A 13068-nucleotide genomic window follows, 5' to 3' on the forward strand; every position below is an offset into this window, starting at 1 on the left:
TTTCTTACGGTGTTTCATCCGTATCAGTCATGCCTAGTTCTTTAAGCTTGCGTGTTAGCGTGTTGCGGCCCCAGCCTAATAGGTTGGCGGCGTCGCGCTTGCGCCCAGCGGTGTATTTAAGTGTGGTTTCAATCAGCGCTTTTTCAAAGGTTGGCACGGCTTCACTGAGCAGCTGGTGGTGGCCGCGTGCCAATGCTTGGCTTGCCCAGTGGCGTAATGCTTGCTCCCAATCGTCCGTGGCATGACTGGCTTTACCGTCTGTTTTGTTTTCTGTCAGCTCTGGTGGCAAATCCTCTGTGTGTACCTCGCGACCAGAGGCCATAACGGTGATCCAGCGGCAAGTGTTCTCTAGTTGTCGCACGTTACCCGGCCAAGCTAGACCACATAAAAAATGTTCGGCTTCGGGCAATAAAGTCTTGGTGTCTACGTTTAGCTCGCCAGCGGCTTTTTGCAAAAAAAACTGCGCCAGCTTGGGGATGTCTTCACGGCGCTGTGCGAGCTTGGGGATATGAATCCGAATGACGTTAAGGCGATGAAACAAATCTTCACGAAATGAGTTCTCGGCTACTAGATTCTCTAGGTCTTGGTGCGTAGCGGCAATAATACGCACATCTACTTTTACCGGTGTGTGGCCGCCCACCCGATAAAATTCACCATCGGCCAATACTCGCAATAAGCGTGTTTGCGTATCAGCTGGCATATCGCCGATTTCATCTAAAAATAAAGTGCCATGGTTGGCTTGCTCAAAGCGGCCTTGGCGCTGGGTAGCGGCACCGGTAAATGCCCCTTTTTCGTGGCCAAATAACTCAGACTCCATTAAATCTTTTGGAATTGCCGCCATATTAAGAGCGATAAACGGTGCGTTGCGTCGCGGGCTGTGGCGATGCAGCGCGCGCGCGACTAACTCTTTACCGGTACCCGATTCGCCATTAATTAATACCGTAATGTTAGATTGCGATAAGCGGCCAATTGCTCGAAACACCTCTTGCATGGCCGGCGCTTCACCGATGATTTCGGTATCGATTTCTAGCGCATGAGGTTGGCTGCGCTCGGATCTTTGCTCTTCGGCATGGGTTAATGCACGCTGGACAACGGCAACAGCTTCATCGACATCAAAGGGTTTGGGTAGGTATTCGAACGCTCCCCCTTGATACGCGGCGACGGCGCTGTCTAGGTCGGAGTGAGCCGTCATAATAATGACTGGCACCGTGGGGTGATTGCTGTGTAGGTTGGACAGCAATCCTAAGCCGTCGACCCCAGGCATACGAATATCACTGACAATGGCGTCGGGTAAATCGCGCCCGAGTTGGCTGAGTGCGGCATCGCCAGAGTCGAAGGTACGGGTTTCTATACCGGCACCCTGTAGGGCCTTCTCTAGCACCCAGCGAATAGAACGATCGTCGTCAACAATCCAAACACGATTAGCTTTCTGCATTGGGGGGTCTCATGTGGGGCGTTTTAATGGCGGCCGAGGCGATGGGTAAAAACAGAGAAAAACGGGTTTCGTTAGACTCGTTATGGCACTCGATTAAGCCTTGATGTTGATGAATTAGGTGTTGTGAAATTGTTAGTCCCAAGCCAGTACCTTTAGCGCGGCCCGAGATCATGGGGTAAAAAATTTGTTTGACGATCTCGGCCGGAATGCCGGGCCCGTTGTCGATAACATCTATATGAATTACTAGCGGATGGTGCTGCCGGCCGATGGTAAATTGGCGCCGTACGCGAGTGCGCAACGTCAGGCTGGGAGCTTGCGTGTGGCTCTCGAGCATCGCTTGCATTGCATTGCGGGCGACATTAAGCAGCGCCTGAATAAGCATCTCTTTATCGCCGAGCATGTCGGGGATACTCGGGTCGTAGTCGCGCACAATCTTAATCGCGTTGTCGCTTTCTGCCTGGATAATTGTCGCGACCCGCTCCAACACTTCGTGAATATTTAAATCACTTTGTTGGGGCAACTGGTTGGGGCCAAGCATGCGATCGACCAAATTGCGCAGCCGATCAGCCTCATCAATGATGATATTGGTGTATTCACTGAAGGTGTCGCCGGGTAGTTCGCGCGCCAAAAGCTGCGCTGCGCCGCGTATACCACCTAGTGGGTTTTTAATTTCATGTGCCATCCCGCGAATCAGTCCGCGGGTGGTTGTTTGGCTGGCGGCCATCATCTCTTCGCGCGAGATCCGCAGCAATCGATCGATCGGCAAGATTTCAATTACTAAGCCGTCGTTATCGGCAAAGGGCGTCACGGTGTAGTCAACCGTGATCTGCTCGCCGTTTAGCAGTTGCCACTTGGCGTGGCGCTTGGTGTAGTGGTCGGCATTGTGCGCGGCTTGCAACAGCTGTTCGGCGGTGCTCGCGGATTCGTGAAAAAAGTGTGTAATTAACTCACCCTGGCAGCGCTCACTGCTGATCGATAACAGGGCTTCGGCGGCAGGGTTCATGTGGCACAGCCGTAGCCGGCTATCAAGCAAAATGATGGCGGTGCTTAAGCTATCCAGTAATGGCTTGTGCGTGTCTTGGTTTGTCACCGCGGTTGATGCTCCGTAAGCTGCCTTGCAGTGGTGGTGGCTGTAATAAAATAAGCCTGTATCAAATTAGACTGCAAATACCGAACCAAAGCGCAAATGCCCAATCAGTGGGCGTTTTGCGTAGGGTTTGATGTCGAACACTAGTATTGTTGCACAAAAGTGGTGCACTTGCGTTATTAAGGTGCGAAATATGTGCTCTTAATCGGGGAGGGGAATCGGGGGAGTTTAGTTGCCGATTGTTGATACGCGATGCACATATACAGTTACGCTGGCGCTTTTAGACAGAGCTTTGCCGGCAGGGTCTTCTACTTGGGCGTAAATAGTGTGCTCGCCGCGAAGAATCTCGCGGATGGAGTAGTTATTAACGGTGCCTTTGCCTAGCAGTTTGCCATCCATGTAAAAAGCAATCTTTGCCCCATTTTTAAGCGGTGCCTGCAAGCTTACGGCAACGACTAAGTCTCGTTGGCCGGGGTTAACGGTGTATTCGTGGACGGGGCTAACAATGCGAATAGCGTACTTTGGTTGGTCGCTTTTGGCCGCTTCGGTCTCGGGCATAGGTTGCGCCGGCTCTATGGCTTTAGTGGCGGGCATTACATTGGTGGGGCGGACATTAAGTTTCTCGGTCTTACCGCTTTTGTGTGCAGTGCCAGGGTCATCGGTATAGGTGACGTTACCGTACTTGTCGACGGATTTGTAGACGTTGGTTTGCGCGTTGGCGGTCGCCATAAGCAGTATGGTTAAGAGCGAGAAAACGGTTTTTAATCGAGCTTGCGGCTTCATTGCATGATCCTGCTATTGCCAGTTCAACTTATAAGATAGCTTGTTGGGCGGCAAAGAAAAAGGCCCGATCATTGCTGATCGGGCCTTTTGTGAGCATTGGCACGCAAGCGTGCCGGCTCGGGTGACTTACAAGCTGTAGTACATTTCGAATTCTACAGGGTGCGGAGTCATTTGCAGACGTTGGATGTCGGCTTTCTTAAGCTCGATGTAAGAATCGATAAAGTCTTTAGAGAATACACCGCCGGCTTGTAGGTACTCGTTATCAGCTTCCAAAGAGTTCAACGCTTGCTCAAGGCTTGAGCAAACAGTTGGGATCTGGGCTTCTTCTTCAGGAGGCAGATCGTACAAGTCTTTAGAGGCGGCTTCACCTGGGTGAATCTTGTTTTGGATACCATCAAGGCCGGCCATCATCAGTGCTGCAAAGCACAGGTATGGGTTGGCAGTTGGATCAGGGAAGCGAGTCTCTACGCGCTTAGCTTTAGGGCTGGTAACAAACGGAATGCGAATAGACGCAGAGCGGTTGCGCGCAGAGTAAGCCAGCATAACAGGTGCTTCAAAGCCGGGAACCAAACGCTTGTACGAGTTGGTTGAGGCATTACAGAAAGCGTTCAATGAACGTGCGTGCTTGATAATACCGCCGATGTAGAACAGCGCCATTTCAGACAGGCCCGCGTAATCGTCGCCGGCAAACTGGTTAACACCGTCTTTAGAGAAGGACTGGTGAACGTGCATGCCAGAACCGTTGTCGCCAATCAGTGGCTTAGGCATAAAGGTAGCGGTTTTGCCGTAAGCGTGAGCAACATTATGTACGCAGTACTTCAAAATCTGTACTTCGTCAGCTTTTTTCACCAAAGTGTTGGCACCAACACCGATTTCACACTGACCAGCAGTGGCTACTTCGTGGTGGTGTACTTCAATTTCCAGGCCCATGGCTTCCATGGCGTTACACATAGCGCCACGCAAGTCGTTCAGTGAGTCAACGGGGGGTACGGGGAAGTAACCGCCTTTAACGGTTGGGCGGTGGCCGGCGTTGCCGTCTGCAAAGTCGTCGCCAGAAGACCAAGCGCCTTCTTCAGATTTGATTTTGTAGAAAGAGCCGCCCATTTCAGAGGCCCAATGTACGCTATCGAATACAAAGAACTCAGGCTCGGGGCCGAACAGTGCGGTATCGCCCAAGCCGGTAGACTTCAGGTACTCTTCAGCGCGCAGGCCGATAGAGCGTGGGTCGCGATCGTAGCCTTGCATGGTGGTAGGCTCAACGATGTTACAGCGGATAATAATGGTGCTGTCTTCAGAGAACGGATCGACGATAGAGGTTTCGTCGTCTGGCATCAGGATCATGTCCGACTCGTTAATGCCTTTCCAGCCGTTGATGGAGGAGCCATCGAACATTTTGCCTTCTTCGAAGAAGTCGTCATCAATCGTGGCGGCGGGAATGGTAACGTGCTGCTCTTTACCGATGGTGTCGGTAAAGCGCATATCTACCCAGCGAGCTTCATGTTCTTTGATTAAATCCAGTGTTCTAGACATCGAGTGTCTCCTGTTGGTAATAGCCCGCGGGGCTACGGTCGTTAATAATTGAAGCGTTTTAAGTTAAGACGCAGAGTTTACACTCTTGGCGCGTGCATCAGTATCGTTTTAGGTGACCACTGAGGTGCACAATTGGCTTTTTCAAAAGCAAAAGCTATGCCAGCGCGCCGTGCGCCTGCGTTGCTCGGTCGTGATGGGGCCAAAGAGCGGTTGTTTGGTGGATAATTTGCGCCAAAGGCCCTATTTTGGTGCGCTGCGCCCGCAAGCTTGCACTAAAATGAGGCGAGTGAATTTATCGGCGCTTTGTTTCGCTCTGTGTCATGCATTATACTGTGGCGCCTTTACCGCGTGCTACAGTAGGCTTCCATGCATTTCATCGTCAAGGTTTTCCCAGAAATAATTATTAAGAGCCCACCGGTTCGCAAACGCTTTATACGTCAATTGCGCGATAATCTACGCACACTGCTCGCAGGAATTGATCGGGATATTAAGGTCCAGCGAGACTGGGAGAAGATTGAAGTTACCGCCGATGATTCCGGCTTGGATGAGGCGGCCCGCTTGCAGCGTGAAGCACAGGTGGCCGAGGTGTTAGGGCGAACTCCAGGGATTGGTAATTACCTCCATGTCGTCGAGTATGCGCTTGGCGATCTACACGATATTTATGAAAAAACGCTAGAGAATTGGGTCGATTCGCTGGCGGGGCGCACTTTTTGTGTCCGCGTAAAGCGCAGTGGCAACCATGACTTTAGCTCGACAGAGATAGAGCGCTATGTCGGCGGCGGCTTGGCACAACATACCGAGAACGCCGGCGTCGCACTTAAAAAGCCCGATGTCACTGTGCGTATAGAAGTTAAGCAAGAGCGGCTATTTATTGTTGCACGTCAGTGCCGCGGGCTGGGCGGTTATCCGTTGGGCTCACAAGAGTCGGTGTTGTCGCTGATATCGGGCGGCTTTGACTCTACCGTATCAACCTATTTGACCATGAAGCGCGGCATTCGCACCCACTTTTGCTTTTTTAACTTGGGTGGTCGTCAACATGAAATAGGCGTTAAAGAGGTTGCTTACTACCTTTGGCAAAAATACGGTGCATCGCACCCGGTTAAGTTTGTTACCGTGCCATTTGAGGGGGTGGTGTCCGAGATACTACAGCATGTTGATAACTCTTATATGGGGGTGGTGCTTAAGCGCATGATGTTACGCGCCGCCAGTGCGGTGGCCGAGTCGGCCAAGCTGCCGGCGTTGGTGACGGGCGAAAGCGTGGCGCAGGTATCCAGCCAAACCCTGCCTAACTTAAGTGTGATCGACCAAGTGACTGACACGTTAGTATTGCGGCCGCTGATCACCATGGATAAAGGTGAAATTATCGATATATCGCGGCTTATTGGCACCGAAACCTTTGCGGCTAGCATGCCCGAGTATTGCGGAGTGATTTCGGTTAAGCCTACCACTCGTGCACGGCTCGATAAGGTTGAGCATGTAGAGGCTAAATTTGATTTTGCGGTACTAGAGCGAGCCATTGCTGAGCAAGTCACCGTAGATGTGCGTCAACTGGCCGAGACTATCGAGCCGAGTGCCAGTGCTGAGGTGGTAGCAGTGCTGCCAGCCGATGCTGTGGTGGTGGATATTCGTCACCCCGATGAGCAAGAGCTTAAGCCGCTGTTGATTGCGGGTACCGAGGTATTAAACATTCCATTTTACACGTTAAATAAAGCCTTGGCTCAGCTGGAGCCGGGACGACAATATTATCTTTATTGCGATAAAGGCATTATGAGTCAGCTGCACGCGTCGCATTTGGTGGATGATGGGCATACTCATATTGGCGTCTATCGGCCGCACGGGCAGCCTTAATTATGCCCAGAAAAACCCCGCTACGGCAGTTGCTGATACTGATGATTGTGGCGTTGGCAATCGTGACCTTGTCGATAATGTCGACACTGCATGTGCTGGATGTGCCGCTCGGTGACTTTGCCGGCCGAGTGGGGGGCGCTGAGGAGGCCCGCTATCATCACGCGACCATGACAGATGCTCAGTTAAATTGTGAACAAAAGCTTCAGCAAAGTTTTAAAAATCGCATTAGTGTTATGCATGTCGACAACTTCAGTAGTCGTTTGTCGGTCGATGGCGAGCGCTACGAGATTTTCTTAGAGGCCGATATTTACCCCGATGACACTCGCCAAGGGCCGGTGCGTGAGCTGTTCTTTAGCTGCTTTGTGCACGCGAGTAATGGCAAGATTGAACGGTTTCAATATGCTGGCGACAGTGAAGATATGCATGATTTGGATGGTGACGGCACCAATTCTTTAGGTTTATAGCATCAATATGACGACAAATAGCCACTGTTTGTCTGATTTCTGATCTTTTTTATTCCTGCGGGCGCCCATGATAGGTATAATGCGCGCCTTTTCAGCGCTATTCCCCTTGTTAAGGGACGCTGCCATTTCCCCGCACCCGAGACAATACAGTGACCAGCCAATCTAAAATCGCAAATTTGCGTAACATCGCTATTATCGCCCACGTTGACCACGGTAAAACTACCTTGGTAGACAAATTGTTGTCGCAGTCGGGCACACTCGATCGACGCGATGAAGGCTCCGAACGCATCATGGATTCCAGTGACCAGGAGCGTGAGCGCGGCATTACCATTTTGGCTAAAAATACCGCCATCCGCTGGAACGACTATCGTATTAACATCGTAGACACCCCCGGGCACGCCGACTTTGGTGGCGAAGTAGAGCGGGTTTTGTCGATGGTCGATTCAGTGTTGCTGCTGGTCGATGCGGTTGACGGCCCTATGCCGCAAACACGTTTTGTAACCAGCAAGGCGTTTGAGCAAGGTTTGAGCCCGATTGTGGTTATCAATAAAGTCGACCGTCCTGGCGCTCGTCCAGACTGGGTGGTAGACCAAGTATTCGATTTGTTTGATCGTCTAGGTGCAACCGATGAGCAGCTCGATTTTCCGATCATCTACGCTTCGGCCTTAAACGGCGTGGCTGGTCCAGAGCCAGACGAGCTGGCCGACGACATGACGCCGCTGTTTGAGATGATCACCCAGCACGTAAAATCGCCCGACGTTGATATCGACGGCGAGTTTCAAATGCAAATTTCAGCGCTAGATTACAACAGCTATACCGGTGTTATCGGGATTGGCCGTATCTCGCGCGGTAGCCTTTCGCCTAACCAACAAGTGATTGTGGCTAAGCCCGGCGGCGGCACTAAAAAAGCTAAAATATTAAAAGTGATGGGCTATCACGGCTTGGATCGGGTTGATACCGACAACGCCACCGCTGGTGACATCGTTTGTATTACCGGTATTGATGGCTTGGATATTTCAGACACTCTGTGTAGCCCTGATGCGGTAGAGGCGATGCCGCCGCTGTCGGTTGATGAGCCAACCGTGAGCATGACGTTCCAAGTAAACGATTCACCGTTTGCGGGTAAAGAGGGTAAGTTTGTTACCTCGCGTAATATTAAAGATCGCTTAGACCAAGAGTTAATCCACAACGTTGCGTTGCGCGTTGTACAAGGCGAGACGCCCGATAAGTTTATTGTCTCGGGCCGTGGCGAGCTGCATTTGTCGGTACTGATCGAAAGCATGCGCCGCGAAGGCTTTGAGATGGGCGTGTCGCGTCCAGAGGTGATCCAAAAAGAAATCGACGGCGAGATTCAAGAGCCGTTTGAGCAAGTGGTTATTGATGTTGAAGAGCAGCACCAAGGCTCGATCATGGAAGAACTGGGTTTGCGCAAGGCCGAAATGACCAATATGGAGCCCGACGGCAAAGGCCGTGTTAAGTTGGAGTTTTTGGTTCCATCGCGTGGTTTGATCGGTTTTCGCGGTCAGTTTTTAACCATGACTTCTGGCTCAGGCATTATGACCAGTATTTTTGATCACTACGGCCCAATTAAAGAGGGGCAGGTGGCGAAGCGTCAAAATGGCGTGCTGATATCTATGGTTAAAGGTAAAACTTTGGCTTATGGTTTGTATCCGCTGCAAGATCGTGGTCGTTTGTTCTTAGGTCACGGCATTGAGGTTTACGAAGGTCAGATTGTCGGTCTTCACTCGCGGAGCAACGATTTAGTGGTTAACCCCACTAAAGCCAAGCAGCTAACCAACGTTCGCGCCTCGGGCACCGATGAAGCGCTGACTTTATCACCACCGGTTAAGCACACCCTTGAGCAAGCGTTAGAGTTTATCGAAGACGATGAGCTGGTAGAAGTAACACCAATATCGATTCGTCTGCGTAAAAAGCAGCTGACCGAGAACGAGCGCAAACGCAACAAAAAGTAAGTCTGTTGCATAATGGCCGTGTCAGTTGCCATGCTTGAGTTTGACTGTCAGGCATAGATTGGCAAGTATAGCTTGGCACTGCACGTGACAACAAAAAGCCCCGCCTTAGTGCGGGGCTTTTTGTTGTCAGTTGGTTGCTGATTTATAGGGCGTATAGAGCAGAGGAGGTTGAATCTGCGTCCCACTTTTAGTGATAGAGCCTTAGTGGGCCGCAACCAGTGCTAGAGTTTGGTCTGATAAGAAAAAAACCATGAGACCAGTTTATGTATAAAAACTTCTGTTTGAGCATGCCCCTGTTACTGGCAACTTTCTGTAGCGCTTATGCGGCTGCGCCCAGTGACGGTACACCTAAGCAAGTACAGATCGTCAAGCAAGATGGTGCCTATCAGTTACTGGTGAACGATGCCCCCTATGAGGTAAAAGGTGTTGGCTTGGGCGGTAACGCACAGGGCAGTTTAAGCCTGTTAAGAGCCGTGGGTGGCAACAGTATTCGTACTTGGAGTGCGCACAACGCCGATGCGGTATTGCACAATGCCGCCGCTAACGGTGTCATGGTGGCGCTGGGATTTGATACCGATAAAGAGCTGCACGGCTTTGATTACAATGACGAGAGCGCTGTTCAGGCTCAGTTTGAGCGCTTAAAGCAAACCGTCCAAAAGTATAAAGATCATCCTAACTTATTGGTCTGGGTTGTCGCCAATGAGCCCAATCTATTATTTAACGATGATGGCTCCTTAAAAGATGTTAACCCAAAGGTGTACCAAGCCATTGGTAAGATGATTGATTATATTCATCAAGAAGATCCCAATCATCCAGTGACCTACGCCTTTGCTGGGGCGCCTGCGGATCATATTAAAACCGCCATGCAATACACACCTAATGTCGATTTTATCTCGTTGCAATTGTACGGTGATGTGGCAAATCTACCGCAGATTATTGAAGAGCTTAATATAGATAAGCCCTTTATGGTCACAGAGTACGGCGCTATTGGCCACTGGGAGCGGCCTGTTACCGAGTGGGAGCGCGAGATCGAAGAGCCGAGTGGGATTAAAGCCGAGACGTTCTCTGAGCGTCTACATTTGGCTTTTGATGATAATCCTACCGGTAAGGTCATTGGCTCTTTCGCTTTTTTGTGGGGGCAAAAGCAAGAGCGTACACCCACTTGGTACGGCATGATCAACGCTGACGGTAAACCCAATGCGCGTGTCGATGAGCTAACCCGTTATTGGACGGGAGAATACCCCAGTAATCGTGCTCCACGAGCACAAGAGATTACGCTTAACGACAAGCTTCCGCACGATAATGTTTATGCCACTCCGGGCCAACCACTAACGGTTAAAGTCGTCGTTAGTGATGAAGATTCATTGCGTTACGAATGGGAGCTATTAAAAGAGGTGGCGGTGCGAAGCGAGGGCGGTGCTTTTGAGAAAAGGCCCGAGGCAGTACCTATTACCGTTATCAAGCAGCAAGCCGGTGAATTAAGCTTTAGCGCCCCGCTGCAAGAGGGCGATTACCGTATTTACTCGTATAGCTATGATGGCAAAGGCAAAGTGGGCAACGCGAATTTTCCATTCTATGTAAAGCCTTAGTAGCAAAATATAAATTGCTGCAGTTTGGTAAATTTTGCCATCAACGATATGTAACAGATGTCTGGACGGGCCAGAGCAGCATGGCTGCTGTGGCGCCGGCAGGCGATTAGCCCCGCGTTTGGTTAAAACGTTAGTAGCCCGCCATTGGACTTCAGCCATGAGGATGCATACTCCGCTTCAGCCTGCTAGGCTAGTAGTCGATGTGCAGATACTCTGGATGGATCTATGATTGAAAAGAACGCTAAGCATGGTGCCGGCTCAACGGTGCTGATTCCTGTCTTTATTCCCGCCGTAGTGGTAATGGTTTTACTTGTGGTAGGTGCCATCAGTAATCCAGATTTAGCCGGCAAGGTGTTTAGCTCGACCTTGACGTATATCACCGATAGCTTTGGTTGGTTTTATATGTTGTCGGTGGCTTTCTTCTTGGTGTTTATCGTCGGTTTGGCGATGACCCGCTGGGGTAATATCAAGCTTGGCCCCGACCATGCGGATCCGCAATACAGCTTTCCAGAATGGTTTGCCATGCTGTTCTCGGCCGGTTATGGCATTGCGCTGTTATTTTTTGGTGTGGCCGAGCCGGTCCTGCATTTTTCATCGCCGCCGCAGGGCTCACCTGAGACAGTTGATGCGGCCAAGCAGGCGATGCAAATTGCGTTTTTTCACTGGGGTTTTCATATTTGGGCAATTTACGGCTTGGTGGGACTGGTATTGGCGTACTTTGCCTTTCGCCACGGTTTGCCACTGTCGATGCGTTCGGCGCTATACCCTTTAATTGGTGATCGTATATACGGCCCTATCGGCCATGCAGTCGATGTGTTTGCCATCTTGGGTACCATGTTTGGTATTGCCACAACTCTCGGGTTATCGGTGGCCCAGATAAACGCGGGCTTACATTATTTATGGCCCAGTGTGCCGGTCAATGTCACGGTGCAAATCACCTGTATTGCAGTGATTACCGGGCTGGCCATATTTTCTGTGGTTGCGGGTATGGACAAGGGCGTTAAGCGTCTGTCGATTTTAAATATGTTGCTGGCTGTAACGCTGATGCTGTTTGTTTTTATCGTTGGCCCCACCATTCATATTTTAGAAACCTTCTTACAAAACACCGGTAGTTACCTTAACAATATTGTCGAGCGCACCTTTAATTTACAAGCGTATTCGCACAGTGATTGGATTGGTAACTGGACCTTGTTTATTTTTGGTTGGACTATCGCTTGGGCGCCGTTTGTCGGGTTGTTTATTGCCAAAATCAGTCGCGGCCGCACGATACGCCAGTTTGTGGTGGGGGTGATGCTAGTGCCTTCGATATTCACCTTTATGTGGTTCTCAATTTTTGGTGATACCGCGCTTAACCAAATTATGGAGCATGGCTATACGAGCTTGATTGGCGACGTGCAAAATAACAAAGCCATTGCCCTGTTTAAGTTGTACGAGGTGCTGCCGCTGACCTCAATAGTATCGTTTGTTACGGTAATTCTGATTATTACTTTTTTTGTAACGTCATCCGATTCGGGCTCCTTGGTGATCGATTCACTGGCCTCTGGCGGCGCTTTGCATACGCCCGTGTGGCAGCGTGTATTTTGGGCTTCTACTGAGGGCGTTGTGGCTTCTTGTCTATTGTTAGCCGGCGGGTTGAGCGCCTTGCAGACGATGACTATCGTCAGCGCTTTGCCGTTCTCGATTATTATGATTGTTGCCGCGCTGGGCATGTGGCGCGCGTTAACCATTGAGGGCCACCACCAGCGCAGTTTAACAACGGATGTACAGCAACGGCTATCCGGTACTCGCGGCAATGGGTTATGGCGACAGCGTCTTCATAGCTTGGTGTCTTTCCCCGAACGGGAACAGGTGCTGGAGTTCTTGGCAACCACGGTTAGTAAAGCCATGCACCGGGTTGAGCGCGAGTTGGTAAAAGAGGGCTGGGCGGCTGAGGTGCATACCGATGAGGAGTATCAACGTATTTACCTCGAGGTGGTAAAGGATGAGCAGGTAGATTTTATTTATGAAATACGCTTGCTGGAGCACGAGTTGCCGGACTATGCCTCTCCTCAAATACCGCGCCCAGACGATGCGCAAAAGTTTTACTACCGTGCCGAGGTGTTCTTGCGCCGTGGCGGACAGTCGTATGATATTTTTGGTTTTGATCAGCAGGATATTATTACCGATATTCTCGACCAGTTTGAAAAACACCTACACTTCTTACATGTCTCGCCGGCGATTTTACCTTGGCGTATGGAAGAGCACGACGATATGTTAACTTCGCCGCCGGAACCGCAGGAGCAAGAGCTAGGAGCTGAACCCTCCGCAGGCGATGATAAACAGTCGCCAGGTAAGCCCGACGAGTAAACCGACTGACAAG

9 protein-coding genes are annotated in these 13068 nt (G+C 50.7%); 5 read left to right on the top strand and 4 right to left on the bottom strand.

The window, feature by feature from the left end; translation table 11 throughout:
* Window positions 1-4 precede the first annotated feature (4 nt).
* The 4 genes from glnG to glnA all read right to left on the bottom strand — a co-directional run bounded on the left by glnG (window position 5) and on the right by glnA (window position 4835).
* Window positions 5-1435, bottom strand: a complete 1431-nt coding sequence (glnG, locus tag GILYN3_RS12720; RefSeq protein WP_049723338.1) for a nitrogen regulation protein NR(I) — start codon at window positions 1433-1435, stop codon at window positions 5-7.
* Window positions 1422-2525, bottom strand: a complete 1104-nt coding sequence (glnL, locus tag GILYN3_RS12725; protein ID WP_049723339.1) for a nitrogen regulation protein NR(II) — start codon at window positions 2523-2525, stop codon at window positions 1422-1424. Before glnL ends, glnG begins: the two co-directional genes overlap by 14 nt.
* A gap of 225 nt (window positions 2526-2750) precedes the next feature.
* Window positions 2751-3305, bottom strand: a complete 555-nt coding sequence (locus GILYN3_RS12730; protein WP_049723340.1) for a DUF4124 domain-containing protein — start codon at window positions 3303-3305, stop codon at window positions 2751-2753.
* Between the two features lie 126 nt (window positions 3306-3431).
* A complete protein-coding gene (glnA, locus tag GILYN3_RS12735) occupies window positions 3432-4835 on the bottom strand; it encodes a glutamate--ammonia ligase (protein WP_049723341.1) in 1404 nt (467 codons plus the stop codon).
* Window positions 4836-5201: 366 nt separating this feature from the next.
* Here glnA and thiI point away from each other — a divergent pair, with 366 nt between their 5' ends.
* The 5 genes from thiI (at window position 5202) to GILYN3_RS12760 (ending at window position 13055) form a co-directional block, all read left to right on the top strand.
* Window positions 5202-6683 carry a tRNA uracil 4-sulfurtransferase ThiI gene (thiI, locus tag GILYN3_RS12740; protein ID WP_049723342.1) on the top strand — a complete coding sequence of 494 codons (1482 nt, stop codon included), beginning with the start codon at window positions 5202-5204 and terminating at the stop codon, window positions 6681-6683.
* Window positions 6684-6685: 2 nt separating this feature from the next.
* Complete coding sequence (locus GILYN3_RS12745) at window positions 6686-7147, top strand: hypothetical protein (RefSeq protein ID WP_049723343.1); 462 nt, start codon at window positions 6686-6688, stop codon at window positions 7145-7147.
* Between the two features lie 149 nt (window positions 7148-7296).
* On the top strand, window positions 7297-9120 hold the full coding sequence (gene typA / locus GILYN3_RS12750; protein WP_084005430.1) for a translational GTPase TypA: 1824 nt from the start codon (window positions 7297-7299) through the stop codon (window positions 9118-9120).
* A 287-nt stretch (window positions 9121-9407) separates the two neighbouring features.
* Window positions 9408-10709 carry a glycoside hydrolase family 2 TIM barrel-domain containing protein gene (locus GILYN3_RS12755; protein WP_232305588.1) on the top strand — a complete coding sequence of 434 codons (1302 nt, stop codon included), beginning with the start codon at window positions 9408-9410 and terminating at the stop codon, window positions 10707-10709.
* Window positions 10710-10934: 225 nt separating this feature from the next.
* Entirely contained in the window at window positions 10935-13055 is a 2121-nt protein-coding gene (locus tag GILYN3_RS12760) for a BCCT family transporter (RefSeq protein WP_049723344.1), read from the top strand.
* Window positions 13056-13068 lie beyond the last annotated feature (13 nt).

Origin of the sequence: Gilvimarinus polysaccharolyticus, from assembly GCF_001187555.1 — a bacterium.
Lineage (GTDB): Bacteria > Pseudomonadota > Gammaproteobacteria > Pseudomonadales > Cellvibrionaceae > Gilvimarinus > Gilvimarinus polysaccharolyticus.

Excerpts from the sequence above, each read along its gene's own strand:
- GILYN3_RS12760 (WP_049723344.1), top strand. The coding sequence starts at position 10,935 with ATGATTGAAAAGAACGCTAAGCATGGTGCCGGCTCAACGGTGCTGATT.
- GILYN3_RS12755 (WP_232305588.1), top strand. The coding sequence starts at position 9,408 with ATGCCCCTGTTACTGGCAACTTTCTGTAGCGCTTATGCGGCTGCGCCC.
- glnG (WP_049723338.1), bottom strand. The coding sequence starts at position 1,435 with ATGCAGAAAGCTAATCGTGTTTGGATTGTTGACGACGATCGTTCTATT.
- thiI (WP_049723342.1), top strand. The coding sequence starts at position 5,202 with ATGCATTTCATCGTCAAGGTTTTCCCAGAAATAATTATTAAGAGCCCA.
- glnA (WP_049723341.1), bottom strand. The coding sequence starts at position 4,835 with ATGTCTAGAACACTGGATTTAATCAAAGAACATGAAGCTCGCTGGGTA.
- GILYN3_RS12730 (WP_049723340.1), bottom strand. The coding sequence starts at position 3,305 with ATGAAGCCGCAAGCTCGATTAAAAACCGTTTTCTCGCTCTTAACCATA.
- GILYN3_RS12745 (WP_049723343.1), top strand. The coding sequence starts at position 6,686 with ATGCCCAGAAAAACCCCGCTACGGCAGTTGCTGATACTGATGATTGTG.